This window comes from Acidithrix sp. C25 (genome assembly GCF_904848545.2).
Genome location: NZ_CAJHCI020000003.1, coordinates 763,775 through 789,918, shown reverse-complemented (window position 1 = coordinate 789,918; position 26,144 = coordinate 763,775). Strand labels below are relative to the sequence as shown.

General features: G+C 47.9%; 19 protein-coding genes. 2 read left to right on the top strand and 17 right to left on the bottom strand.

Annotation, left to right across the window (positions count from 1 at the left end):
- Positions 1 to 6 precede the first annotated feature (6 nt).
- Genes ACIDITHRIX25_RS000000102430 through ACIDITHRIX25_RS000000102415 form a run of 4 tightly spaced genes read right to left on the bottom strand, consistent with a single transcriptional unit; the run spans position 7 to position 4,739 of the window.
- Complete coding sequence (locus ACIDITHRIX25_RS000000102430) at positions 7 to 1,014, bottom strand: AAA family ATPase (protein WP_082058549.1); 1,008 nt, start codon at positions 1,012 to 1,014, stop codon at positions 7 to 9.
- A gap of 17 nt (positions 1,015 to 1,031) precedes the next feature.
- Entirely contained in the window at positions 1,032 to 1,850 is an 819-nt protein-coding gene (locus tag ACIDITHRIX25_RS000000102425; protein ID WP_052605147.1) for an FAD binding domain-containing protein, read from the bottom strand.
- Positions 1,851 to 1,904: 54 nt separating this feature from the next.
- Positions 1,905 to 4,280 carry a xanthine dehydrogenase family protein molybdopterin-binding subunit gene (locus ACIDITHRIX25_RS000000102420; RefSeq protein ID WP_201732092.1) on the bottom strand — a complete coding sequence of 792 codons (2,376 nt, stop codon included), beginning with the start codon at positions 4,278 to 4,280 and terminating at the stop codon, positions 1,905 to 1,907.
- The gene (locus tag ACIDITHRIX25_RS000000102415) at positions 4,281 to 4,739 is read right to left on the bottom strand and encodes a (2Fe-2S)-binding protein (RefSeq protein WP_052605191.1); all 459 of its coding nucleotides are present in this window, start codon (positions 4,737 to 4,739) and stop codon (positions 4,281 to 4,283) included.
- Positions 4,740 to 5,009: 270 nt separating this feature from the next.
- Here ACIDITHRIX25_RS000000102415 and ACIDITHRIX25_RS000000102410 point away from each other — a divergent pair, with 270 nt between their 5' ends.
- Together ACIDITHRIX25_RS000000102410 and ACIDITHRIX25_RS000000102405 are read left to right on the top strand one after the other, a co-directional pair.
- Positions 5,010 to 5,585 (top strand): GNAT family N-acetyltransferase, encoded by a 576-nt coding sequence (locus tag ACIDITHRIX25_RS000000102410; RefSeq protein WP_052605149.1) that lies wholly within the window; start codon positions 5,010 to 5,012, stop codon positions 5,583 to 5,585.
- A gap of 51 nt (positions 5,586 to 5,636) precedes the next feature.
- On the top strand, positions 5,637 to 6,149 hold the full coding sequence (locus tag ACIDITHRIX25_RS000000102405; protein WP_052605150.1) for a DUF1707 SHOCT-like domain-containing protein: 513 nt from the start codon (positions 5,637 to 5,639) through the stop codon (positions 6,147 to 6,149).
- A 1,024-nt stretch (positions 6,150 to 7,173) separates the two neighbouring features.
- On the opposite strand, the gene ACIDITHRIX25_RS000000102400 is transcribed toward ACIDITHRIX25_RS000000102405, so the two are convergent.
- The 13 genes from ACIDITHRIX25_RS000000102400 to ACIDITHRIX25_RS000000102340 all read right to left on the bottom strand — a co-directional run bounded on the left by ACIDITHRIX25_RS000000102400 (position 7,174) and on the right by ACIDITHRIX25_RS000000102340 (position 25,764).
- A complete protein-coding gene (locus ACIDITHRIX25_RS000000102400) occupies positions 7,174 to 7,722 on the bottom strand; it encodes a hypothetical protein (protein WP_213333486.1) in 549 nt (182 codons plus the stop codon).
- Positions 7,723 to 8,262: 540 nt separating this feature from the next.
- The gene (locus tag ACIDITHRIX25_RS000000102395) at positions 8,263 to 10,527 is read right to left on the bottom strand and encodes a xanthine dehydrogenase family protein molybdopterin-binding subunit (RefSeq protein WP_201732090.1); all 2,265 of its coding nucleotides are present in this window, start codon (positions 10,525 to 10,527) and stop codon (positions 8,263 to 8,265) included.
- Positions 10,528 to 11,001: 474 nt separating this feature from the next.
- On the bottom strand, positions 11,002 to 11,316 hold the full coding sequence (locus tag ACIDITHRIX25_RS000000102390; RefSeq protein WP_052605155.1) for a septum formation initiator family protein: 315 nt from the start codon (positions 11,314 to 11,316) through the stop codon (positions 11,002 to 11,004).
- A 168-nt stretch (positions 11,317 to 11,484) separates the two neighbouring features.
- On the bottom strand, positions 11,485 to 12,759 hold the full coding sequence (gene eno / locus ACIDITHRIX25_RS000000102385) for a phosphopyruvate hydratase (RefSeq protein ID WP_201732089.1): 1,275 nt from the start codon (positions 12,757 to 12,759) through the stop codon (positions 11,485 to 11,487).
- A gap of 289 nt (positions 12,760 to 13,048) precedes the next feature.
- Entirely contained in the window at positions 13,049 to 14,509 is a 1,461-nt protein-coding gene (locus ACIDITHRIX25_RS000000102380; protein ID WP_052605157.1) for a MazG nucleotide pyrophosphohydrolase domain-containing protein, read from the bottom strand.
- An 807-nt stretch (positions 14,510 to 15,316) separates the two neighbouring features.
- Positions 15,317 to 16,345: a peptidylprolyl isomerase gene (locus ACIDITHRIX25_RS000000102375; RefSeq protein WP_052605159.1), complete on the bottom strand. Its 1,029-nt coding sequence runs from the start codon at positions 16,343 to 16,345 to the stop codon at positions 15,317 to 15,319.
- A gap of 194 nt (positions 16,346 to 16,539) precedes the next feature.
- Positions 16,540 to 17,088: a YbjN domain-containing protein gene (locus ACIDITHRIX25_RS000000102370; RefSeq protein WP_052605160.1), complete on the bottom strand. Its 549-nt coding sequence runs from the start codon at positions 17,086 to 17,088 to the stop codon at positions 16,540 to 16,542.
- 46 nt (positions 17,089 to 17,134) lie between these two features.
- On the bottom strand, positions 17,135 to 20,626 hold the full coding sequence (gene mfd, locus ACIDITHRIX25_RS000000102365) for a transcription-repair coupling factor (RefSeq protein WP_052605161.1): 3,492 nt from the start codon (positions 20,624 to 20,626) through the stop codon (positions 17,135 to 17,137).
- 15 nt (positions 20,627 to 20,641) lie between these two features.
- The gene (gene pth / locus ACIDITHRIX25_RS000000102360; RefSeq protein ID WP_201732088.1) at positions 20,642 to 21,220 is read right to left on the bottom strand and encodes an aminoacyl-tRNA hydrolase; all 579 of its coding nucleotides are present in this window, start codon (positions 21,218 to 21,220) and stop codon (positions 20,642 to 20,644) included.
- A 10-nt stretch (positions 21,221 to 21,230) separates the two neighbouring features.
- Positions 21,231 to 21,764 carry a hypothetical protein gene (locus ACIDITHRIX25_RS000000102355; protein ID WP_082058551.1) on the bottom strand — a complete coding sequence of 178 codons (534 nt, stop codon included), beginning with the start codon at positions 21,762 to 21,764 and terminating at the stop codon, positions 21,231 to 21,233.
- Between the two features lie 141 nt (positions 21,765 to 21,905).
- Positions 21,906 to 22,877, bottom strand: a complete 972-nt coding sequence (locus ACIDITHRIX25_RS000000102350; protein ID WP_052605164.1) for a ribose-phosphate diphosphokinase — start codon at positions 22,875 to 22,877, stop codon at positions 21,906 to 21,908.
- 2 nt (positions 22,878 to 22,879) lie between these two features.
- On the bottom strand, positions 22,880 to 23,992 hold the full coding sequence (locus ACIDITHRIX25_RS000000102345) for a bifunctional UDP-N-acetylglucosamine diphosphorylase/glucosamine-1-phosphate N-acetyltransferase GlmU (protein WP_201732087.1): 1,113 nt from the start codon (positions 23,990 to 23,992) through the stop codon (positions 22,880 to 22,882).
- A 206-nt stretch (positions 23,993 to 24,198) separates the two neighbouring features.
- Positions 24,199 to 25,764, bottom strand: a complete 1,566-nt coding sequence (locus tag ACIDITHRIX25_RS000000102340; protein ID WP_201732086.1) for a glycoside hydrolase — start codon at positions 25,762 to 25,764, stop codon at positions 24,199 to 24,201.
- Positions 25,765 to 26,144: the final 380 nt, after the last annotated feature.

Here is a 26,144-nt window from a genome sequence, read left to right as displayed (position 1 = left end):
TAAGAGTTAGCTTGATTTTGCAATCGCCGCCCGCACTAACGCCGACACATCTGCCTCTTTAACTTTCTGCGCGTCTTCTCTATACTTGACTACCGCAGAAAGTGACGCCTCAAAGATTGACTCTGTTATCTCGCTTGCACCTAGTGCTATTAGCGAACGGAGCCAATCGATAGATTCGGCGACGCCTGGCGGTTTAAATAAACCCATCGCACGAAGAGAACCCGACAAAATAGCGACCTGAGAAGCTAAAAAGCGATCCGCTCCTGGTACGCGTGTCATGATGATCGACACTTCGGTCTCAAAGGAAGGGTGATCTACCCAGTGGTAGAGACATCGTCTCTTTAGTGCATCGTGAAGATCACGTGTCCTATTCGAGGTGATAATCACGACCGGCGGGACCGGAGCAAAGATTGTGCCGAGTTCGGGAATGGTAGCCGCATAGTCTGAGAGGGCTTCGAGCAAAAACGCCTCGAACTCATCGTCAGCCCTGTCAAGCTCGTCGATCAATAGGACTGCCGGCAAGGTGGCGCCACCAACCGTTGGCAACTCGTCCCCTGCTGCTATAGGATCTAGAGCCCGAAGAAGGGGTCTGCGAACCAAAAACTTCTCGCTGTAGAGATCGTCCTCTATGGATTCATCCACCTTCAGGCCATTGGTGTCTGATAAAACTTCAACGGTACGTAGATGCAAAAGCTGCCTGGAGTAGTTCCACTCATAGAGTGCTTGGGATACGTCGATCCCTTCATAGCACTGAAGGCGAACCAGTGGAGAACCTAGCAGCCTAGAAAGACTCTTGGCCACCTCTGTCTTTCCAACACCAGGTTCACCCTCCAAAAGAAGCGGACGGCGAAGGCTAAGAGCCAAATAGATAGCGGTGGCCAAAGATTCAGAGGCTATGTAATCACAATCGCGCAGCTCTCGAATGAGCGCACTTGGCGACTCTATCGAGAGCTGCTCACAAATTGATGGCAACTGCGCCAAATCGTCATGGCTTTGACGCGTCTTTGGATCCATCAAACTCCTTTGAATGATTAACTTGAACTTGCCTCTTCCAAGGCTCGTTTTACTAAAACTGAAGCAAGGTGCCGACGATAATCCGCCGAAGCATTTAAGTCTGCGGGGGGATCGATTCCCTCCGCAGCTAAGGCTGCGGCATCAGAGATTGAAGCACCTGAGTTCATAGCTGCCTCGGTAGCTAAAGCACGAAGCGGCATTGAACCCATATTAACCAACGAAACTTTCGTCGATCCATTCCTTACGGCTGCAACTCCTACAATAGCCCAATCCTGAGCCCTTCGGTTGAACTTCTGATACGACCATCCACCATGTATCTTAGGAACCTTGATTTCAGTCAAGATCTCGCCCTCTTCAAGTGCCGTCTCCAAAAAGCCCAAGAAAAACTCCGAAGCCGGGATCTCTCGAGTACCATTTGGCCCCTGAGCAACCATTGTTGCATCTAGCGCTAATACAGCTGCTGGAAGGTCTGAAGCACCATCGCCATGGGCTACGGAGCCACCGATAGTACCGCGGTGACGAACCGATGGATCTCCAACCAAAGATGCTACGTGAGAGAGCATAGGCACGCTTGAGCCCAGCACCGCCGAGACCTCTAGGTCCCGATGTCTCGTCAAAGCACCTACTGCCACGTACTCGCCGCGATCCTCTATATAGGACAACTCGGAGATGCGTCCAATATCAACCAGCTTTGACGGACTCGCTAGGCGCAATTTCATTAGAGGTAGGAGTGAGTGGCCGCCCGCTAAGAGCTTTGCATCCTCCTCGTTCGCAAGAATCGATATGGCTTCAGCCACCGACGATGCTCGAACGTAGTCAAAAGATGATGGAAACATTACCCTTTTAACCCTTCTTTGGTTTGATAACTACAAAAAATATGCAATTGCCATTCATTTTCCGGCATTATTAATGGTCTCCCATACTCGCTGTGGAGATGCAGGCATATCAATATGACTGACACCTAAATGGCTCAATGCATCAATGATCGCATTGATGATAGCTGGAGGTGATGCGATAGCGCCAGCTTCACCGATTCCCTTTACTCCAAGCGGATTTGTCGGGCTCGGTGTAACCGTATGATCCAGCTCAAAGAACGGAAACTCGGTCGCAGATGGCACAAGGTAATCAGCCAATGTGGAGGTTAAAAGGTTCCCAGCTGCATCATAAGATGCCTCTTCATAGAGTGCCTGAGCGATGCCCTGAACCAATCCTCCATGAATCTGACCTTCAATGATCAGTGGATTAATTCGATTTCCACAATCGTCCACCGCTAAATAGCGAACTAACTCGACCTTACCAGTCTCAGTATCAACCTCGACAACGGCAAAATGGCTACCATAAGGGAAGGTAAAGTTAGGTGGATCCCATGTTACCGACGCCTCCAGATTGGGCTCCATTCCGTCAGGGAGGTTGTGGGCGGTAAAGGCCTCAAAGGCTGCTGCTGCAAGTGGGTAGGCCTTCTCTGGAGAACCTTTCACAGCAAATGTGCCATTTGAGTATTCAAGGTCATCCGCTGAAACTTCAAGTTGATGGGCAGCAATTGCTCGCGCCTTATCCAAAACCTTCTCGGTTGCAAGATGTATAGCACTTCCACCCACAGATAACGATCTCGATCCATAGGTATCCATACCATATGGAGCAATTGCAGTGTCAGAGTGCAGCACCTCGATGTCATCAGGGGAAATACCCAACTTATCTGCAACAATCATAGACCACGATGTTTCATGACCTTGTCCATGTGGTGCAGTTCCAGTTACAACCTGAACCTTCGATGTGGGCAAGATGCGAACTGTGGCAGCTTCCCAGCCACCCGCACCGTAGTTCAAGGATGCCAAAACCCTACTTGGGGCAAGGCCACACATCTCTACAAAGAAAGAGAGGCCGACACCTAAAACCTTGGTCGATCCAGCGTCAATCCTTGCCTGCTTCTCCGCAAGGATGGGCTCTATATCCAAGATAGAAAGGGCCTTGTCAAGGTTCGCCGCATAGTCGCCGCTATCGAAGGTAAGTCCAGCTGCAGAAGGATAAGGGAAAGCCTCCTTTGGAATAAAGTTCCTTCGACGAAGCTCAATCGCTGAGACTCCCATCTTGCGAGCAAGGGCATCCACCGCTCGCTCGATTGCATAAGTTGCCTCAGGCCTACCCGCGCCTCTATATGCATCGGTTGGAGTCTTATTGGTAAAGACTCCGGTGCAGGAGAAGGAGTAATTTGGGATGTCGTAGACTCCATGATACAAAAATGCACCCAAGAGTGGAACTCCTGGGGTTACCAGCTGGAGATAAGCGCCCATATCAGCAAGGATATTAACCCTGACGGCAGTAATCTTCCCATTTGCGTCAGCAGCCAGTTCAATGTCTTGGACCTGGCCTCGGCCATGAATCGTAGCAAGAGCGTTCTCGGTACGCTCCTCAGTCCATCGAATCGGCTTACGCAACTTACGAGCTATCGCTAGTGCTAGAACCTCTTCGGCATAGACATTCAACTTCGAGCCAAAGCCGCCGCCTACACTAGGCGCAACGACACGGATCTTAGTTTCAGAGATACCCAAGGTTAGCGCTAACATAACCTTCAAAATGTGTGGGATTTGAGTGGAGGTATATACGGTAAAGTCGCCGCCAAAGGGAGCCGGAACAACCACTAAGGAGCGAGGTTCCATGGCTGCAGGGATCAGTCGTTGCTGAATATATCGTTCTTTGACGGTATGAACAGCATTAGAAAACGCTTCGTCCACTGCATCCTTATTTGGAATTAGCTCCCATAAATAACTCGAATTGGTCGCTAGATCCTGATGGATAACCGTTGAATCCGAAACCGAGTCCTCGAGATCGAGCACCGGAGTCAGCTCCTCATATTCAACCTCTATCGCCTCGATCGCATCGATCGCCGCAGTCTTGGAGTTGGCGACGACGACGGCCACTCCATCACCTACATAGTTCACTTTGCCATTTGCCAAAGGAAAATGCGCTGGGTTCTTCATGTCAGCCGTTACAGGCCAAGCACAGGGCATCGGTCCAGCCCAGTCATCCTTGAGGTCATCATAGGTATAGACTGCGACCACCCCAGCACTGCTCTTTGCCGCTGAGGTATCGATGGAGACGATCCTAGCATGGGCCACTGTCGCTCTCAAAAGCGCAATATAGAGTGCACCTGGGATAACAAGATCATCTGAAAACTTTGACTCACCAGTCAGAAGGCTTGGATCCTCCTTGCGAAGCATACGAGTTCCAATTACACCGCCAGAGGTCTTGGGCTCAGTAACAGTCATTTAGACCTCCGCCGTCTCATTTGCTGCAGCCAGCACAGACTTGACTATATTGTGATATCCCGTACACCGACAAAGATTTCCCTCCAGCCCGTGGCGCACCTCTTGTTCGGTTGGATGTGGGTTCTCGGCCAAGAAGGAAGAGGCGGCCATAACCATACCGGGGGTACAATACCCACATTGCAGACCATGATTCTCCTGGAAAGCTCTTTGAAGCGGATGCAATTCACCGCTAGGGCTTGCCATTCCTTCAATGGTCTTGATCTCTGCTCCATCTGCCTGCACCGCTAACATTGTGCAGCTCTTGACCGACTCGCCATTTACATGCACAGTGCATGCCCCACAAGACGAGGTATCACAACCTACATTTGTGCCGGTGAGACCCACTTGGTCTCGTATGAAATGTACCAACAAAGTCCTTGGCTCGACGTCACGGGTGACGCTGGACCCGTTGATAATCATGGTAACTTCCACGACAATCCTTTCCCGATTAAGGTCAACTAGCTAAAGCTAGCATTTAGTGACACACTTCACAAACCATTTCAAAGAGATTTGCTCTTTTGGCAAAGAAAAAAAATCAAATTTCCCTTTGGCTGCATAAGGTTATTAGCAATCGCGTCTAAATGTCGGTCATTAGTAATAAAAGAAAAGGTAAAAGGTCGGATCTTACGATAACTACTCAGCTAACCTTAACTGATTACAATGTCAATTATTTTGAGAGGAAGTCGGATAATGTTACGTCCCCTGCGTGACACCGATTTCGACAGGTGGAACGAAGTACGAGTTCGATGCGGTGATTGGCTTACCCAATGGGAGCCGCTACCCCCAGAGGGTTGGGGTGACCCAAACGGCAAGCGACTCTATCAATCCCGTTGCGTCGCCCGGGAACAGGAGAGTCGCCTTGGCAGCGCCTATGCCTTTGGCGTATTCCTTGAAGACAACTTTATCGGTGAAGCAAATCTTTCTGGGATTCAACGCGGTCCAGTGCAAACAGCCAACATCGGATACTGGATCGACAAAGAACGCGCCGGCAAAGGATATATCCCTGAGGCGGTAGCGGTAATCTTCAAATTCGCATTTGAAGATCTAGGTCTCCATAGAATCGCGATCTCCATAGTTCCCCGAAATGAACCAAGTCACGGAGTTATAACAAAATTGGGCATAAGACATGAGGGTATTGCTGTTAGATATATTGAGATTAACGGCGCATGGGAAGACCACGATATCTTTGCAATCACAGTTGAGGAATGGATTGAGAGGCGGAGATTTTTCATGGATAACTTCATTTTGAGGACCCCGCACCGATAACTTCTCATAAACCTTTGGGCAATCTTTATGTTTCGGTGGTAGATTCAAATCATGGGCGATGAACTTTTTTTACGTGCGAGTGACCAGGACAGAAATAAGGTCACAAACTTCCTATCGGATGCCCTTGCAAAAGGGTTTATAACGACCGACGAAATGCGGGGTCGTCTAGACGTTGCGATTGCGTCAAAAACTTTTTCAGACCTTCTGACCCTCGTCAAAGATATTCCCGGCGGAGCCGAATTAGTGCGAGACGCTGCGCGCTCTCATATCCGCTCCAACTTCGCCACACCCCAGTCATACTCAACGTCATCGCATCTGGATCTAAGGCCACCACACAACCACAGACATCAAACTAACCGTCATCCGGGTCTTAGGGTCGCCGCATTGATACTTGGGTTCATGTTCTTCTTTCAAATGGCAACTGCTGGAGCTTTCATACTCTTCAAACTCGTCTCTTTCATGTTTATTCTCGGAATAATGATGGCGCCGCTCTTTATAATCTCAAGGATTGTTCGACGATCCCCACGAGGTTCTTTCAGATTGATCAGAAAGCGCCACTTCTAGAAGTAGTAGCCTAACTAAAAGTTTTAGCCACCTATTCCATGTTCCTATATCACCCATTTCCGGTGATATAGGATGTCTCCTTTAGCAATTCATAGTTGCTGGATCATTGCAACTATATGGAACTAACCTTCTCTCAAATCACGACCAATGACGCGTGAGATTTGACAACCCAATCGACCCAAAATACCATGCGCCATCGATGAACCATGATGACGCATCGACCAGTTCTTATTTCACTGCTATCGCACCGTGATCTGATCGCGCTTCAAATGGCCATATTCCATCAAAATTTTCTAAGCACAGGACATGAGACAAACCTTCAAATAGTTCGGGCATTAAAAAGTTGAACCAGGTCCAAATGAAGACCAAAACAAACCCACATCTGGCATAGAACTTCCGCAAACGTCTCAAGAGATGCGGGGATTTAATTTCCCAAAGATAAAGATACAATCCCAAAGATTATAAGCGCGACCTACAAACCGGGTATGTGCATTTAGCATCATTCGCAATAGACAACTCCCATAGAGATATTGAAATCAATCATTCCCATCTACTGGATCGATCGGGGGTGGGACTTGCGCTGCGACAATTACAATAATCGGCACAACGTTGCCCGCTGGAATTATGGAATGTCCTCAATCGTCTTCTTAATGATTGATATAAAAACGAAAACATATGCCTACAACTTGAGCTTGTCGCAACGGCATAAGCACGTCTTCTGCAGGCAATTTATGAAACTTTGATATCTTTGCGATTGACCACAATCTGCGCGACATTTCCCGCATCACCAATCGATTTTATCCATGAGATTTCGTAAAACTTGCAAATCTGTGATCAATTCAACTACTTTAAATCGATATTTAGAACCTCAATCCTTGTCAGGCGATTTTGACGAACAATCGAACTACAAATTTGGCCTGGGTAATTTGGCCTGGGTAATTTGACATGGGTAATCCAGTTTATTTTTACCCATGGGAATACTTAAATGTGAAAGTTGAATATGCAATACTAGCGAATTCTATCACTATTTGACCTTGCTACGAATGATGGAAACCGACCAGTCGCAACCTGATGAAACGGAAATTCGACCAAGAGTTGCGGCCTTACCCAAGAAAGTTCCAGATGATATACCACCAACTTTTAGGGGACGACTAAGAAGCGATGTCGTTGTAATCGATTGACCATTCGTGGCACTTATGATCGACAAAGAGATGCTTAGACTCGCAGACGTCGTCGTATCGATACAATCCACAGACCAAACACCGCTCCATAAAAAAGAGAGATCGATCGGGCGCGATAATCTTGTGCCACTTCCACTTAGTGATATGAGAGTACTTCCCGTCGGAGGCGTAGAGTCATTTACCGAAACATTCGTCACAGCACCAACCTGCGCACTTGAAGGATCAGTCGTACTCGTCATAACTTTAGAGGTACGAACCACACTGTTGGTCGGCGAACCATTAATAATGCTTGTCAACAGAAAAACAGACGCCAGCACGATAACCAAAATCACGCTAGAGACTAACGCATTTGCAAGCCATGGAATCTTCCGTTGTGAGATCTGCTTGTCCATGTCTATAAATTTAACCTCGTAGCCACTTCAAAATCGGCTGGCCATTCTCTTGCTATCTTTACATTCTATTGCGCGAAATCATAACAAGGCGAGGGCTCTCCCTGGCCGAGCCGAACTTTGGAGTTCACGACAAACTAGATCAATCGAAAACACTGAAAGCGCTGGGTCATATTGGATAAGTCTAAAACTGTGGCGGTTTAGATAAAATCTCATCCGAAGGTAAAGTCTTGCAAACTTCAAGACACCAAGGCATCACTTATCAATAGGCACTTGATTGGCTAATCATTGAAGTTATTTTCGCATAAATTACTCAAACACCATGCATATTAGCGTCATCAACCCCATCAACTTGGGATCAAAATCATATATTGGGCGTTTGATAGGTGCTAACTTTAACTTTTAGATCTAAAGGAATAAAACTCCCAATCCGATAGTTATAATTAATACAACTTCCCCCAAAGTTTGTAGGCCTGCTTTCTCTCCCCCCATAAGAAGAGCAGGCCATTTAATTTTTTTAGGGGATCAGAAGTTTTAACGCAACTAATTTTTTTTAGCGGTTGAGATTGCCTGCCATACGCGCATTGGCGTAGTCGGCATCTCTATGGTGGTTACCCCAAACACACTAAGAGCATCGATTACCGCGTTCCAAACGGCTGGAGTCGATCCAATTGTGCCGGACTCCCCAATACCCTTGGCTCCAAGGGGATTCCTCGGAGTTGGGGTTTGAGTATGGAATACTTCAAAGAGTGGAAGTTCGGTGGCAGAGATTACCCCATAATCGCTAAAGTTAGAAGTTGTTGGATTTCCATATTCATCATAGGCGACCTCCTCTAAAAGCGCCTGAGCAATTCCTTGGCCGAGACCACCTTGGACTTGGCCCTCTGCAAGTAGCGGATTTAGCAATCTGCCCGCATCGTCCACGGCTATCATGCGTAAAATCGACACCTTGCCCGTCTCACTGTCAACCTCGACAACTGCCAAATGGGCACCAAAGGGATAGGTAGATCCATCAGGATTAAAGTCCACCTCCGCAAAGAGATCGATGCCCTTTGTCGACGAAGCTTCATATAGTTTCGCCCATGTGACTGCTTTGGTCTTGGTACCAATAATGTAAGCACCACCTACGGCGACATCAAAGACTACGTCAGCCGGATCAGCTTCCAGTAAACTCGCAGCCAACTCCCGCGCTTTGTCAGCAATCTCCTCGCTAGCATTTAGTACCGCGCTCCCTCCAACCTGGAGCGAACGCGACCCAAAGGTTCCAACGCCTCGTGCAACTCGATCCGTATCGCCATGCACAACTTCTATGTCCTCCATAGCAATACCCAGCGTCTCACAGACAATCATCGACCACGAGGTGTCATGACCCTGACCGTGTGGTGAAGTCCCCGTGTAAACGATCGCCTTTGCGTCCTTTAGTATCTCCACCCGGGCAAACTCACCCGAGGGGAATGGATTAGTGACTTCTACATAGGTTGAAAGGCCAAGGCCCAACAAAATTGGATCCTTATCCGCGACTCTTCGTGCCTGAAGTTCCCTCAGTCCCTTATAGTCAGATCTCTCCAAGAGCACTTCCAGTGCTAAGGAGTAGTCGCCAACGTCGTAATTTGATCCCGCTGCACTTTGATAGGGAAATTGATCTGGCCTAATAAAGTTCTTCAACCGCAATTCTGCCGGATCCATCCCCAACTCATTCGACAACAGATCTATTGCTCGCTCAATAGCAGCAGTCGCTTCGGGGCGTCCTGCACCTCTGTAGGAGACGATCGGAGTGGTATTAGTTAGGACCGAAACAGAATTGAACTCATACTTTGGAATCTGGTAAACGCCGGTCCCCATAACCTTGGTCAGATAGGGTAAGAATGCACCCACCATCGGATATGCGCCCGCATCCTGCACTACATCTAGGCGATAGCCAGTTATAATGCCCTCCCGTGTAGCGCCAAGCTCGATTCTTTGGTGCTGGGCCCTACCGTGGCCCAATCCCATCATGGACTGGCTGCGTGTCTCGACCCAACGAATCGGCCTACCCAAGACACGGGAGACACAGGCTATCAAAATCTCCTCAATGTAAACCGTACCTTTAGCGCCAAATCCTCCACCTACATCGGGAGTGATCACCCTTACCATCTCTTTATCCACCCCTAGGGCATCAGCAACCTGGTCCCTGTGAGAGTGGGGGACCTGGGTGGATATATAAAACTCACAGCGATCATCTTCGAGCCACCGAGCAAGCGCACCCCTCACCTCAAGAGGTGCTGGAGCGAGCCGTTGATTGACAAAACTCGATCTAACTACAACATCAGCGTCGTCAAAAAATTTATCGGAAAAGTCACCAGCAAATGTGGTTGCGATATTCGTACCCGCCTCTGGAAAGAGCAAGGTCTCATCTCGCAGTGCTACAAGCGGATCAATAACGGCTTCTAATGGCTCGAATTCAACAAATACGCGCTCAATAGCATCTTCTACTAAGGCTTGCGAGGTTGCAACGACCAATGCTATTGGATCGCCCGCATAGCGCACGTAATCGTCAGCGAGCCACTTTCGAGCCATTGCAGCATTAAACATTCGAGGTGGAGGTGGAGGTGGAATCTCTAGATCACTGTTTACAAAGACAGCTACCACGCCCTCTAGGTCCAAGGCTTCGGTAACATCGATGGTCAATATCTTGGCAAAAGCCATAGATGAAGTCACATATCCTGCATAGAGCATGCCATCAAATTTCAGATCGCTAACATAAACACCCCCGGAGGTAAGAAGTTTCGGATCCTCTTTCCTCAATACGCGGTTACCAAGAATACTCATAAAACTCCCCTAAAATCGAACCGTATTTCAACTCTGATGCACCAAGCCTGGTACACCACCTTTTCGGGCCTCTTGTTTCAAATGGATTCCTTGAAAGATTCAATAAATCAAAGTTCTAAGTTGCATCGCTAAAGCGAGGTAATAAACGCAAATAGGATAGCCACCACTTATTCGAAGTTAGAGAGCCCTCCCATATACACTTTCCATCAATCAAAACCACCCACTGAGAAAGATCAGTAAGACTTTAAGATGGCAGATATTCTTCAATTCCATGAATATCCCAAATCCGCACGCACCAAAAAGTGAATGGAATTTCTAGCATTTCAATTCTCATCCGAACTACTCATGCAAAGCAATCAAAAGGCTATCAGTCCAAAAATGGAAATTCCGGAGGTTATCGATATTCAATAGAGAAAATCCAGAGAATCGCCGATTTTACAGAGAGAAGACTCTAAAGAATTCAGGGGACGATTTCTAACCGTTGGGGCTACCGGAGGGTAGTGGTGCGAGGCTCTTGGCCCCGCTGTAGACCATATTCAAATCTACCTTCGCAAGGTAGGCAATCTCATTTGGGCTATTCAACTTACTTATCTGGGCCAAAAGTTGCCTCTGGCGAAGTTGAAGTTGGGCCAGCTGAGTGTTCGTCGCCGTGAGATTTGTCTTCGCAACAAAATAGGCATTGATAGGCGACCAAAGCAAAATGCCCGCCAAAACTATAGATGAAGCTACCAAAATTAAATAGCCCCTAAAAGGCTTGACAATCTTTGGCTTTGCGTCGATAGTAGTCACATGATAACAATACCATGGTTGTAATTATCCAGTCCACATCTACGTCGATTTGGCCGCGACTAGAGGTGTCAATCGGCCAAATCAAACTGATAAACTCGAGCTCTGAGTTATCACAAGGTCGATAAGCACGTTCCTTGGAGAGGAATGCACTAGAGCAAGATCACAAAGCTACTTCTTTACTCGAGATGCTCCTGCGAAGCGAGCAGTAGCGCCTAGTGCCGATTCAATGCGAAGAAGCTGGTTGTACTTTGCCACACGGTCGCTTCGAGCAGGCGCACCAGTCTTTATTTGACCGGCATTTGTAGCAACCGCAAGATCTGCGATAAAGGTGTCCTCTGACTCACCTGAACGGTGTGAGATAATCGAAGAGTAGCCCGATCTCTTAGCAAGCTCAACCGTATCTAAAGTTTCGGTTAGAGTGCCAATCTGATTTAGTTTGATCAGGATCGAATTCGCGATCCCATCTTGGATTCCTGAAGCCAAAATAGCTGGATTAGTAACAAAAAGATCATCACCAACGAGCTGAATACGGTCCCCCAAACGCTGCGTTAAGAGTTTCCAGCCCTGAGCGTCATTTTCAGCCATACCGTCTTCGATCGAGACGATCGGATAACGATCGACAGCATCTACCCAAAAATCCACCATCTCAGCACTTGAGAGAACGCGGCCCTCTCCATCGAGATGATATGAACCATCGACATAGAACTCCGATGCTGCTGGATCTAGAGCAAGCGCTATGTCAACACCTGGCTCAAACCCCGCCTTCTCAATCGCGGTAACCAAGATAGAGAGCGCATCTGTATTGGCCTTCAAGTTTGGTGCAAAACCACCCTCATCTCCAACCCCGGTCGATAGGCCCATCTCCTTCAACAGGGAAGCTAGCACGTGGTAGGTCTGACTACCCCACCTAAGAGCCTCAGCGAAGTTCGGAGCGCCAATTGGCATAATCATAAACTCTTGGAGATCAATAGAGTTATCGGCATGGGCACCCCCGTTGATTACATTCATCATTGGCGTTGGCAAAAGATGGGCATTCACGCCGCCAAGATAACGATAGAGAGGTTGGCCCAAAGAAATGGCTCCCGCTCGAGCCACGGCCAACGAAACACCCAAAATTGAATTAGCGCCAAGCCGATCTTTATTTTTGGTACCATCTAGGGCGATCATATCTTGATCTATCGCCCGTTGATCAAAGGGCGAACGACCCACCAAAAGCGCCGCTAAGTCCTCATTGACATTTTGGATCGCGCTACGTACGCCTTTGCCTCGATAGCGATCATCGCCGTCTCTCAGTTCAAGAGCCTCAAGCGATCCCGTTGATGCACCCGAGGGTACAATCGCCAAAGCATGAACGCCGTTATCTAATCTGACCTCAACCTCAACGGTAGGGTTGCCTCGAGAATCTAGAACTTCTCTCCCAATAATGTCTTTGATTATGGTCATACCTAACAATCTCTTTTCACTTCGTTGATCCCACGTTGAACCTCGCGGATATCAATTGCAACTGTGTTCATAAAGCTAATACCGACCAAGCCAAGGCCAACTCCGATATAGAGTTCGAAAGATAACAAGGAGGATAATTGCCTCTAGCCTAGTTAGAAACCGTACAAAAAAACTCCTCGAATCAATTGGTAAAATAGGCTTATTGTTGCATTTGCAACCACAAAGAAAATGCCAAGGCCCAAAGAAAGCCAAAATGCCCGGTTTAAGAGCTACAAATCACCTCCAAAAGCTACTCAGCGGCCTCGTCCCCTGAAAACTGACTTGCAAATTGGCGAGCCCTTAGCCTAAGGCCCGACTCAAGGTCAACTCCCATCGCCTTGGAAAGCATAACAATCTCAAATATAAGTTCAAGGAGATCCGCTTCGCTAAATTCCTCCAAGGAGCCAAAAGATCGAATCGAGCGGACCAACTCCGGCATTTCAGGTATCACAAAGCCAAAACCACCCGCCTTTCGTATTACCTTGCCGGCATATAAAAGGCCAGGAAGTGACGATGGAATGTCATCGATCGGAGAGGAGTCTGGCTTTTCCTCCCGTTTTATCTTCTCCCAATTGCTCGCAACTTCGCTAGCTCCATCCACCTTGAGACCACCAAAGACGTGAGGATGGCGGCGAATCAGCTTCTGGCGAATGGCATCAAGGACAAACCGCATGTCAAAGAGGCCACCCTCTTGAGCGATAACTGCGTGAAAGAATACTTGCACAACCAAGTCTCCAAGTTCTGTCCCAAATTCATCGCAATAGATCTGGTGATCAGAGAGAAATTCATCTCCGAGTGCGCCAGAGTTGGAAGTCTCTGAATAGAACTTGTCGATAGCATCCACAACTTCGTAGGCCTCTTCGACCAAATGTTTGGAGAGACTTTGGTGGTCCTGATTAGCATCCCAGGGACACTTTACCCTTAGCTCACGAACTATCTCCAAAAGTGAGGTAAAAGCGCTCGCCGAAGATTCAGTAAAGTCATTCAGAAGAAGTGAAGTCAAATGGTCAAAGGGCAAAGAGGAGACCTCGGCGAGACCAATCTCCCTGACGAGCTCATCATCTAATCCCAAGTGATATAGGTACGTCATGGAATAGGCCTTATCAGCACCAACCAATAGGTCCGCTATGGACATAGCGATGATCTCAGACCACACCTGTCCTATCAAAAGATCTCCAGCGTATCGATCGAAATGATCCAAAAACTCTGTAGAATCGACCAAGGTTAAAGGTGATTCAAACGGGTCGCGATTCAGCCTAGAGAATGCAATGTCCAAGAACGATACGCCGGCTTCAACTTGAATAGAATCCTTGAAGATCTCACACAGATGGCGCACACTCGCCTCTGCTACATTTGGCGAACCTGGAACTACGAAGACTACCTTATTCAACTCATCTAGCTCTAGTTTTCCATGAATTAGAGTCGCCGATTGAGCAAAATCCTCTATAGATACACGCTGACGAACAAGCCCCTCGATAAGCTTGGCCATAGTCTCATAGATCGTATCAAAGTCATCAAATCGATCGTAGAGAAGATCAAAGGAAAAAACTGGCGAAGCACTTTGAGCCAAGCTATCCAGCACCGAAGCCGCACTCGGATGATTGGTTGTTCTAAACACCACAAGGTCGCCCGAGGCAATCTCGGCCATGGCTCCAAGGGTTAGATAAGAGTCAGCACCTGGGCCCATGCCGACGATCGTCAAGAAAGCCATTTAATCTCCAAATTCTAGGTAAATCTACTTAGCAACTTCGCAGCCAACAACCAAAAACCCTAGTAGCTCAAGTGCGACTTATCGATTGAGCCATGATTCTACGAATCTCCAGTCTGCTCAGTGCCATAAGCTAAAAATAGCTACACAAAAAGAGAAAGCCGACAATGCTCCAGGTAAAAACTGCTGGCATTGAATCTGCCTCGTAGCAGCACGCTCAAAAACCACAGCCAAATTGAAGAGGTAGGGGTAAGGGGTAAGGGGTAAGGGGTAAGGGTAAAGGAATCGATAATCATAAGATCTATCGTCTCAACAATACTAAAAGTATTTTTACAAAGGACCGATGTCAAATTGCCTATCACTACTGATTGATCTCTTCACGTATAGAAATAGCCCTTAGTCATCAGGTGCTGCCTTGAGCGGGTGAAGCCGGATAATTGCATCGTCAAAAATTTAAAGGCGCCTGATTATCCGGCCCCCAAAGTCGCAATCGAAGTTGACCATGAGCCACTTAGTCGAGCTATTGCTAAAATAGAATTTCCACAGCGTTTCGATTGGCTTCCCATAACGGGATCCCATAGAACTCCAGACGCATTTCAACCTAGCCAAAGACAATCAAAAGACGATGGCGCAATTAGCACCCACACAAAGGCTGATCTTTGGATGTTAAAAAGAGAGGGATCCTTAGACCATCTCACCATCTCACCCTCTCACCCTCTAACTCAATCCACCTACCACCTATTCGGGGACCTTTCGTGGCAATCTCGATCACTCAGAGTCAATCGCTCAGATAGCACTTCAGAGTCGGCTTTATGGCTTGGGCAACGCAGGAGGGTTTACGGCGGAATTTGAAGTATTTATACTGAAGGTTCCATAAGCAGGGTTCACATTCACGTTAGCCCCCTTAGCCTCGCCAGCTATGAAAGCATTTAGGCTCGCGCTCCCATTCGCTCCAAACTTATCAGAGACGATATTTGCTATCGAGTTGGTAAAACTAATTTGCGTCCTCGAAACGACCATCGGAATGGAATAACTAGAACCGAGCGCCACTGGAGTTAGCGCCTGGTTTGGAACCCCCGTGGCCACTTCACTGGCAAATGCGCTACCAAAGGCACTTGCAAAGTTGGCGTCGAGCCCACAGCCAATATAGCCGCCGTTAGGAGCGGTATTCGTATCAGTTGAATTGCTCCGAGCTAGAGTCACAAAGCTCGCTCCAGCCCTAAGTTGGCTTAGGAGGGATTGTGCTTTAGCTAGGGTCGGTACCAAAATGTGAGCAGCGCAGATCTGATCAAATTGAGTTGGATTTGCCTGATAATAGGAGCGAAGTGCAGGAATCGAGATATTCGCCTTGGTTATATAGGCCTCTAAAACCGTAATATCTGCGGTATCTGAAGTCAAGATGGCCTGATACGACTTAGGAAACTGGTCAAATATAGCGGTGCCACCATATGATCCAACTGCTGTCGCTTTCGCGACTGTCATCTCCGAGGGAGAAATATGCAATCCCAACTTAGCTACAGCTTGGGAAATGAGATCGACGGAGATTCTTCGATTGAGGACTTGATCAACAAATTTGGTCGAAAAAACCTTTGAACCTGCACTGTTAGATGCAAATACTGGTTCTTGGGCTGTTAATTTCGATACAAAAGTCTTGTTAGCAGCTAAAGATGCCAACTCTGAATTTAATGAGGATACAGAGATATAGCTCGATCCTACCGAAGCGGCATATGGAGTCACATTACAGGCTGATGCAGTGATCGCTAGTGCGCCAAAAACGCCCCCAACCATAAGTCTCTTACGAGAAAAGATCGAACTATTGCGATTACCTCTAATAAACATTGAACCCTATCTTTATAAATCTCTATCTAAGCAAAAATGCGCCGAGCCAATTTCACCAAGGCCGAAAAGCCATGAATCTGGCGATATGTCACTCAAAAACCCTATGGCACACAAGCTCAATATCTCAATTTAGTCCTTAAACCAAGATAATCCCAAAAGCACAAGTTAAAAAAACTTCTATCTCTACCTGGAAATTACTCCTCTTCGTCCAACTCCAAATCCAGAGCGGCGATAAAAGTGTCAATCGCGTTTGTGAAGGTCGAAAATGCTGACTCAACGCCAACCCCGCTCACCAATTCGCCTATTGACATGTGAGCCGCAAGCGCTACACCAATTAAGATCTCATGAACCTGAGCGAATGACTCAATCGCAATCTCTTCAATTTGAGCGTCATCTAGATTATCAATACCGCCAACGATAAGGCTCGAGCAGAGTTCAACCATCGAGTCATCAAAGTGATAAGATGCCGAACCCGGAATCACACCCTTATTGATCTCATTCAACAAGAGCAACAGCTCCATCTTGAAAGTCTCATCGACCTCAAGCTCGAAGACAACGGATACTAAAATCTGATCGCTGTCAGGGGCCAAGGTGGCTATATAACCCAGTTCAAGAGTGTCTGTGGTGATTCCGCCAAGACATGTCAAAAGACCATCTTGACTTTCTATACCCCATCCTGATTCCGCCAAAAAAGTTGCAATACTTTGAGCCAAGGGGCTAAGGCTAATTTCCGGTTCTGTCATGATACTCCTGATAAGAATTTGGCATCCAAAAAGGTACCCTAAGAATCTAACCTATCCTCGCCGACTTGATGTTAGCACGTTCAATAAGTAGATCCATAATGGAGAGAATTACCTCTACTGGATCCAAAGTACTATCAACTTCGATCGAGAGAGTCTTAGAGATGTCTCTAAAGTCTGCTTTGGCAAAGCGTCGCCTCAAATTTACAAGGGCACTCAACGCTGGTGAAAATCCAACCATTGTAATCCGCAATCTACTTTGAAATGACGTGCTCTGGATTACACCCTTGACCTCGGTCATAGCCAAATAAAGAGCCCGATTACGAATTCTCGTCACATCGCAGAGGGCTTTGGCTTCATCAGGAACAGGACCAAAACGATCTTGCCAAGCCAATTGAATCGCTGAAATTGCCTCGTCATTTTGACAGTCAGCCAACTCCTTGTAAGTTTCTAACCTAATCTCATCCTTTTCAATGTAACTTCGAGGTATCGTCGCACTCACAGGAATATCAATTCGACATTCAACCGGTAGTGCAACCTCCTCTCCATTTAGATAGGCAATGGCCTCTTTTACCATCTTGACGTAGAGGTCGTATCCTACAGCTGCAATGTGGCCACTTTGAGTATGACCAAGAAGGCTTCCCGCTCCTCGAATCTCAAGGTCACGCATAGCAATCCTAAAACCCGAACCTAGCTCTATCGCCTCACCAATGGTCTTGAGCCGTTCGTAGGCTTCTTCGGTAAGCTTGGTGTTAGGAGCATGAAATAGATATGCATAAGCCTTTACGCCAGCACGTCCAACTCGACCTCGAAGCTGGTGCAACTGCCCTAGTCCCAACAGCTCAGCTCGATCGACAACCAATGTATTCACCGTTGGCATATCGATTCCAGATTCAATAATGGTGGTGCAAACCAAAACGTCGAACTCGCCACGCCAAAAATCTTCGACAATCGTCTCTAGGTGTGACTCTTCCATCTGGCCATGGGCAACCGCCACTCTCGCTTCAGGAACAAGCATTCGAATCCTCGAGGCAACCGCTTCTATATCCATCACGCGATTATGCACATAAAAGACTTGACCCTCGCGAAGAAGTTCGCGGCGAATCGCCTCAGTAACAGCGGCTTCGTCAAAGTCACCCACGTAGGTCAAAATAGGCTGACGCGACCCTGGAGGAGTATTTAAAAGCGATAGATCGCGCAAACCGGTCAAAGACATCTCAAGCGTCCTGGGTATTGGAGTGGCACTCAAGGTCAACACATCCACATTGACGCTAAGCGCTTTAATGGCCTCTTTATGGGTCACTCCAAAGCGTTGCTCCTCATCAACGATCAAAAGACCGAGGTCCCCAAATTTAACGTCCTTCGAAAGAAGGCGATGGGTCCCAATAATTACATCAACACTTCTATCACCTAGAGAGGCAATGATCTCTTTTGCCTCCGAATTCGACAAAAAGCGCGATACCACTTCAACTCGAACTGGAAATGGGGAAAACCTCTCCGAAAAAGTCTGATAGTGCTGCTGCGCCAGAAGAGTAGTTGGGACCAAGATAGCTACCTGCTTGCCAGCTTGAACCGCTTTAAAGGCAGCTCTTATAGCGACTTCGGTTTTGCCAAAGCCAACATCGCCGCAGATGAGACGATCCATGGGTCGATCGCTCTCCATGTCGGCTTTCACTTCGACTATCGCCTTTTGCTGGTCAGGCGTCAAGGTGTAGGGGAAGAGTTCCTCCATCTCCACTTGCCAATTCGTATCTGGAGCATGAGAAAAACCAACTGCTGCTAAACGCTTTTGGTATAGCAGGACGAGCTCTTGGGCTATTCGCTCCACCGAGGCCTTTACCTTGGCCTTCGTCTTTGTCCAATCGGTGCCACCCATTCGAGACAAAGTGGGATTATCACCACCCGAATATGGGGTTAGGGCTCCCATCTGATCGGTTGGAACAAAAAGCTTCGCCTTATCGCGATATTCGATCTCTAAATAGTCGCGCTCAACACCACTTATGCTGCGTCGCACCATCCCAAGATATCGCCCGACTCCGTGATAGTCATGTACTACATAACCGCCCGCGGAAAGGCTATCAAAGAAAGCGCCTACTCCACGAGCGCTGCGGGTAGAGTAGGTCGAGGTGCGACGTACCCTATGACCAGTAAAGTCGCTAGGTCCTATAACCACAAAGCCACCGCGAGCACTTCGAAAGCCAACTTCGATCCCAGAGATAAAACATCCGACTCCGCCTCGGCGTCGATTGCTAAGAGCGACTTCTAGCTCGTTAGTATTGCGAATAGCAAAGGCGCCAACGCCCTCGTCCTTGAGGGAAGCGATAATCCGATTCGCCATCGCAGCAGAGTCAGCGCTGACCAACACACAAAAACCAGCAGTCATGTCACTACGAATGGCCGATACGATAGTCTCACTTCTATGATCGCCGAGACCTACCCCACCAATATCAATTACAGTTGAATCGCTCGACCTAGCAAGTGAATCGCGGAATATCACTTCTCCGCCAAAATCGCCAAAGAGATTGTCGGCTCGTACATACAGCGTCACACTGGAATATTCGTCGCTCTTTAGCCCCCAAGTTGGACCTAGCACCGAGATTAGATCTTCTTCTTCCGAAGCAATTGCGGAGATCCTCTCAACAACTCTGGGTGAGTCAGACACAATAACGGTGTCACCCTTGGTCAATAAAGATTCAAACGCGGTATCAAAGGATGAGAAAAATGGAGTCCAGGACTCCATTCCTTCGAAGTAAATTCCTTGAGAGATCTGTTCAAAGATACCAGATAGGACCCCCATGGAATCGGCTAAGGTCAACGCCTCGCCACGTTGGGAAGCATTTGGGCGAAACTCACGTATTGGAAAGATGGTAGCCTTAGCAAGCGCTTCTGTGCTCAACTGATCTACAAGTGAGAAGTTTGACAATCGATCAATTTCATCGCCAAAAAAATCGATTCGTATTGGCGACGGTAGTCCAGGCGCAAAGAGATCGACGATCGATCCCCTTACCGCAAATTCACCTAAAGACTCAACTTGATATTCACGTCGATAACCAAATTCCCCAAGCGATCGAACGAGTTCAGCCATATCTATGGTTGAACCCACGTTGACCTCAATTGGAGTAAACCCAAGGCTAGAGAGGTCGATCTTCTGAGCTAACGATCGAGCGGGAACGATCCAAATAGCCGTTTTGGAGATAGCGCTCTCCCGATGCGTCAACTCCCAAAGACACCTAAGGCGCATAGCCATCGTCTCCAGACGTGGAGACAATCTCTCAAAGGGCAGAGTATCCCAACTTGGCATAATTGCCGCAAAAAATTCGTCCTGAAATGGTTCTAGGTCCCTAGCCAAGACTTCCGCGTCCGCCATTGAAGGCACTACCACAATGACCCGCTGGGAGTCATTCCTAGCACGAGCGTAACGGGCTACCAAAAAGGCAAACCCTGGCTCTTTTAGATAGACGCTCTTACTTCGAGACAACGAGATCTCATCGAAGACCCCTCTGGAATCCAAAACCTTGGCAAGATGAGAGATTATAGACATATAAAAGCTGAAACGCTAGTTCCTGTTGATTTCATTCATTGCGGCATCGACCCCTTTTCCCAGTACATTCTGTAGGGCAGCTACGCCAAGTTCAAATGCACCTTCATATCCGGCCAGATCGCTCGGCTTCAACTGTGCAAGGACGTAGTCGCGAACCGGTTGCGTCCCAATCGGACGTCCAATTCCAACGCGTATTCGCACAAAATCAGAGGAACCCAGTTGTGCCACAATAGACTTTAATCCATTGTGACCTGCGACTCCTCCACCACGTTTTACCTTTATGGATCCCGGTGGGAGATCTAGTTCGTCGTGTATGACGATCAGATCAGAAGTTTCCTTTAACTTATAACGTTTGGATAGGCCCGCCAAAGCATTCCCAGAATTATTCATAAATGTTTGAGGGAATGCAAAGGCAACGACATCCAGTCCATCTCGATCCTCCGCTAAAAGGCTGTGGCTTCTAAGTGAAGGAATGAGCTTGAGACCTCGATCCTTGACGGCTCTATCTAGGACAATCGCACCGAAATTGTGACGGGTATTCTCAAATTGGCGACCAGGATTTCCTAGGCCTAAGACTAATTTAACAGATCGCAACGGCGATCACCTACTCAGCTTCGCGAAGTCCAGCTTCCTTGCCGACGACGGTATCACTCGGAGTTAGAAGTGTAACTTTCGCGGGCAAGCCCAGTGCAGACGCCAAGATCATTCCATCGACCAGTAACTCCGGTCCGACATCAATAGTCGCAGGAATCTCTGAAGTTGGTCCCGATACCTCTAGGTTGTCGAGTTCAAGCTCAACGCCCTCACCTGCTACCAAAGTCACCGTGACAACGACCTCTTGATTCGCTGAGAGCAATTGAAGGTCCATATGAAGAAGGCTTCGCCGAACTGGATGACGTTGAATATCCTTCACCAAGGTCGTCTGAGGCTTTCCGTCAATCTCAATCTCCAAAATTGCACCCATTAGCTTACGATGAATGACTAGGGCATTAAGTTCTCGAGCAGGTACTGCTATCGACCTTGGTTCGCTTCCCTTTCCATAGATCGTTACTGGCACAAAACCTTGCCTTCTAAGGCGACTTGAAGGTCGGCTACCAAGCTCTCTTCCGCTTAGGGCCTGCAATATGGAATCGGACACTTTTAATAAACCTCGCGTACATCAAAGAACTAGAACGTATGAATTCACTCGTCAAAAAGAGTTGAATATAACCCAAAGCATCCTAGTGGTAAAAAGCCAACACGCCGCCCTAATCGCTCTATAGCCGGCAGGGCAAAATCGTCATGAAAGGTTTTCTCCACCAAAGATATCCGAGACGGAGGTATCCTCAAAGACTGCGCCAATAGCTGCCGCTATTACTTGGGCGACCGAGAGCACCTCCAACTTGGCGATCCTCCTCTCAGGAAGAAGCGGAAGGGTGTTGGTAATTACAACCTTAGAAATTGGCGACTCTTCGAGGCGCTTAGTCGCTGGATCGCTCAAAATGCCATGCGTAGCCATCGCCCAAACTTCAGCTGCTCCTTGGCTTATCAACAACTCGGCTGCAGCGCAGATAGTTCCTGCAGTATCGATCATGTCGTCGATAATAACGCAGCGTTTACCTGCAACATCCCCAACGACATCAAGTGCCTCCACAACATTGGCTTTGCCACGAGGTCGTCTCTTGTGCACAAATGCTAGTTCCATGTCCAAATAGAGCGAAAAGCGAGAAGCAACCTTTACACGACCAGCATCGGGAGCCACGATCACGGTATCGGCGGTGTGGTTGGCCTTCAAATAGTCAATCAATACCGGCATCGCAGTCAAATGATCAACTGGACCATCAAAGAACCCCTGGATCTGACCGGAATGCAGATCTAAAGTTATAATCCTGTCAGCCCCCGCAGTGGCTAGAACGTCAGCCACCAATTTGGCCGTGATTGGCTCACGACCCGAGGCCTTTCGGTCTTGCCTTGAGTAGCCATAGTATGGGCAGACCGCCGTAATTCGCTTTGCTGAGGCCCTCTTAGCGGCATCGATCATATTCAATTGTTCAAAGATCGCCGAATTTACCGGGTAGGCGTGTGATTGGATGATAAAGATATCTTTACCTCTAATCGACTCGCCAAAGCGACAGTAGATCTCCCCGTCTGCAAATTCCCTTAGGTCAACTTGACCCAAGGGTACATCGAGGTGGAGCGCAACTTCGGCAGCGAGTTCTGGGTGCGACCTACCTGAATAGATCTCAAGACGTTTACGAGGGACTAATTCCACATTTACTCCAAAACTACAAACGATCCACTTTTTGACGAATCGTCGATCTTTACACCTGATCGAAGCACCGCATAGGGTCCAACAATAGCATCTTCACCGACCCGACAACCTTCAAGGTCCGATCTCACAACCTTAGCGCCATCTTGGATCACCGAGTCGCTAATACGTACCTCGGGACCAATCTCAGCACCTCGGCCCACCGTCGTTTGACCAATTAAAAATGTACCTGGCCAAATTGTCGTATCTTGGCCGATCTCTACAGTGGAATCTATATAGATGCTGTTCGGGTCCACCAAGTTTACCCCTTTGAGCATGAAGGAGGCATTGATTCGCTCTCGCATCTTCGCCTCTGCACTAGCGAGTTGACGGCGATCATTTACGCCCAAGGCTTCATCTGGGTCAGAAATCTCGTATCCACTTACATGGTATCCCGCCTTAGCAAGAATCTCCACAACGTCAGTAAGGTAATACTCGCCTTGTACATTTGACGGATTCAGCCGACGCAGCGCCGGAGAAAGCACATCCAAGTTAGCCACATAGATCGACGAATTTACATAAGTACAGTCTCGCTCTTGGATTGTCGCATCCTTGTGCTCAACGATCCTGAGCACCTTTTCGTCCTTACCAAAGATCACCCTTCCGTAACCGCTGGGATCCAGAAGATCGGTATAACTCACGCTAAGCGCAGAATTATCTCGTACGTGACTAGCAAATATAGCCTCGATGGTCTCGGCGCGAATTAACGGCGTATCACCGGGAACCACAAGAACCATAGGTGGCGCGTCGATATCAAATGCTATCGGGTCTGGCAAGGCTGTCATGGCAGTTGCCAGAGCGTCGCCCGTCCCTCGCTGAGCCTTTTGTTCGACGAACTCTATATGCATTCCGGCGGGAGCCAGCCTTAGTATGGAGTTCCTTACAACATCGGCACGAAAGCCCACGACGACAACCACGTCGGTTATGCCTGCCTTTAGAATCTCCTCTAAGATATGCAGGACCATAGGCTTACCGCAGATACGAACTAGCGGCTTGGGACGCGACGACTTCATTCGCGTGCCTTCTCCTGCCGCCATGATGACTCCAAAACGTTTGCGCACTTTAGTTTTGTCTTGCATAAAATCATCTACCTCGTATAGCAACTATATCTTGACTCTCGTGGACTTTGGCCTCTTGTTGAAACCTTCATGGCACAAGTAACGCGTAACCGATTCGGCTATATCGTGCATTTGCTATCGGCCAAAATCTGAATGACTAGCCCTCTAAAAGCTAAATCTTAGAGACTAAGACGGTATCCTTATCGAATCTTTATCGGAACAGATAGCTAGCGAATCGGCGTTGGCGAGACCATAACCGAACTCACACTCTGTGGCGCAGAGTTGAATGTCAAAACATTCTGCGCCATTGACGCATTTGAAATCTTCGCCCAGGAGCTACGTGCACTCGTGAGAGCGCTAGAGACTACCTTTGATGAACTAAATTGCGTTGGCAGGGCAATCTTGATCTTCACTGTAGGGGAATTGACTGATCGATCGTCGATCAGAACGACAGACCAGCTACCTAGCTTTTGACTAGCGATTGCCTCAATCCCATTGGGCAGACCAACTACGCCATGTAGAACCGATCCGATGGGCATGAACTTAGAAAAGTTACCAAAAACATAATACCGTTTAGTCAAATAGAACTTATAGTTGTGGTCATTTGGATAGTTAATGTCGTAATAGACGAGGCCGTCATTCCTACCGAGAATGTTGACGTTAGAGGCGCATCCGCTTGAGAGATTGGGCTGGCAGCCAATATTAGGCGAAAGCGCAGTCCACCAATCAAAGGCCGAATCCCCACCATAAAAAAGATCGTTAAAGATGGATTTAGCGAGCCACATACCAGAGACCATGGTTGGATCGTATTGATAGCCAAAACGCTTTCCGTTGAAACAGCAGATCTCCGTCATCCAGGAGTTGAGTCCCAAACGAGCAAAGACACTCTTCATATCGCTTAGGACCTGAGGGCCTGGATAATCATAGCTATGGTGTGCGAAGGCGGCTATGTACTTAATTGCATTGAGATGATGAACCCAGTGGGACACCTCAGGAATAAGCTGGAACGCTATTTGAGATGACTCATCTGCTATTATATGACACCAAGGTGCCGACTTGGCTAGATCCTTTCCCAAAGTGCTCACAAGCAGAGCCCGAACAGGCACAGGGACCCTCATCCCCTCTTGCTTGCACGGCGCCATCGAAAAGTCAGGTTCGTTCATCGGAGAGAGATAGCTAACGTCTATCCCCAAGTGTTTCTTTAGGCCTACCACGACGTGGGTCAAATATCTTGCGTAGGGAGCAACCTGCCGGAACGACAAAAATCCCCGACAACTCAGATGGTTAGAGGTAAAGATTGGTGGGGCCGAATTGACAAAAGCAACTAAATCCTGAACATGATAAGCCTTGGCCATCTTGAGAAAATAGGTTCCCGCTGGGTCGTTGTTGAAGTTATAACTTCCATTTGCATTCAAAAAAGTCGGCGGGGCCTTCCAAGACGTTGTGACCCCGACGCCTCCGCCACCCACATTGTATCGAAATTGGCTCATCTGGAGCCCCTTGGATGAAAAAAGCAACTTTCCGACTTCGAGACGGCTTGACTTGGGCATCGAATACACAGGACCAGACCACCATGCACCAGATGCCCCAAAGCCAGCAATTTTCTGCAACTTCGTCGGAGAAACTACCGCGTTAGGGACTACCGGGGCACCCCTAATTAGCTGTGACACGCGGACCAAGCCCAATGAGAGAAAAAATATCGTCGTTACGACTAAGGTAACACGCAGACTTTTACTCACCGATTTAAGGTCAGCAAATAACCACTTGCTATTTTCTTGGCCCTGCGCATTCATGACAAAGAAAGAACTTACATCCTAAAGATTAAAGACAGGTAACACCAAAATGCCAAAGCTTCAATTCGATCGAATCGATGAGTCTGCCACTCAAGCTGATAGCACTCGTCACAGGCTAAATCACAGGCTAAATCACAGGCCAATCAATCCAAGCCCAAAAGAGGAAGAGCAAATTGGCCTTCACCCGATCACAAAAAGCGACGGGCCGACTTTGGACGAACGTTAGCTCCTAAGTTATCGATCTCACGGCGTAAGCATCCATACAAACCGCGGCAAGTAGGCGACACGTGAACCCCGTCATCGCATTCAGATCTGGGAATCCTAGCGCGGATTGGCTTTGTTCTGAGATTGACGAGAGGGATTCCAGCGAGATAGTGATA

What these genes read in the sequence shown, in the direction of transcription:
- ACIDITHRIX25_RS000000102400 (WP_213333486.1), bottom strand. Translation starts at nt 7,722, where the DNA reads ATGGACAAGCAGATCTCACAACGGAAGATTCCATGGCTTGCAAATGCG.
- ACIDITHRIX25_RS000000102380 (WP_052605157.1), bottom strand. Translation starts at nt 14,509, where the DNA reads ATGGCTTTCTTGACGATCGTCGGCATGGGCCCAGGTGCTGACTCTTAT.
- ACIDITHRIX25_RS000000102415 (WP_052605191.1), bottom strand. Translation starts at nt 4,739, where the DNA reads ATGATTATCAACGGGTCCAGCGTCACCCGTGACGTCGAGCCAAGGACT.
- ACIDITHRIX25_RS000000102420 (WP_201732092.1), bottom strand. Translation starts at nt 4,280, where the DNA reads ATGACTGTTACTGAGCCCAAGACCTCTGGCGGTGTAATTGGAACTCGT.
- ACIDITHRIX25_RS000000102370 (WP_052605160.1), bottom strand. Translation starts at nt 17,088, where the DNA reads ATGACAGAACCGGAAATTAGCCTTAGCCCCTTGGCTCAAAGTATTGCA.
- ACIDITHRIX25_RS000000102395 (WP_201732090.1), bottom strand. Translation starts at nt 10,527, where the DNA reads ATGAGTATTCTTGGTAACCGCGTATTGAGGAAAGAGGATCCGAAACTT.
- eno (WP_201732089.1), bottom strand. Translation starts at nt 12,759, where the DNA reads ATGACCATAATCAAAGACATTATTGGGAGAGAAGTTCTAGATTCTCGA.
- ACIDITHRIX25_RS000000102345 (WP_201732087.1), bottom strand. Translation starts at nt 23,992, where the DNA reads ATGCAAGACAAAACTAAAGTGCGCAAACGTTTTGGAGTCATCATGGCG.
- ACIDITHRIX25_RS000000102405 (WP_052605150.1), top strand. Translation starts at nt 5,637, where the DNA reads ATGGGCGATGAACTTTTTTTACGTGCGAGTGACCAGGACAGAAATAAG.
- ACIDITHRIX25_RS000000102340 (WP_201732086.1), bottom strand. Translation starts at nt 25,764, where the DNA reads ATGAATGCGCAGGGCCAAGAAAATAGCAAGTGGTTATTTGCTGACCTT.
- ACIDITHRIX25_RS000000102430 (WP_082058549.1), bottom strand. Translation starts at nt 1,014, where the DNA reads ATGGATCCAAAGACGCGTCAAAGCCATGACGATTTGGCGCAGTTGCCA.
- mfd (WP_052605161.1), bottom strand. Translation starts at nt 20,626, where the DNA reads ATGTCTATAATCTCTCATCTTGCCAAGGTTTTGGATTCCAGAGGGGTC.
- ACIDITHRIX25_RS000000102410 (WP_052605149.1), top strand. Translation starts at nt 5,010, where the DNA reads ATGTTACGTCCCCTGCGTGACACCGATTTCGACAGGTGGAACGAAGTA.
- ACIDITHRIX25_RS000000102375 (WP_052605159.1), bottom strand. Translation starts at nt 16,345, where the DNA reads ATGTTTATTAGAGGTAATCGCAATAGTTCGATCTTTTCTCGTAAGAGA.
- ACIDITHRIX25_RS000000102425 (WP_052605147.1), bottom strand. Translation starts at nt 1,850, where the DNA reads ATGTTTCCATCATCTTTTGACTACGTTCGAGCATCGTCGGTGGCTGAA.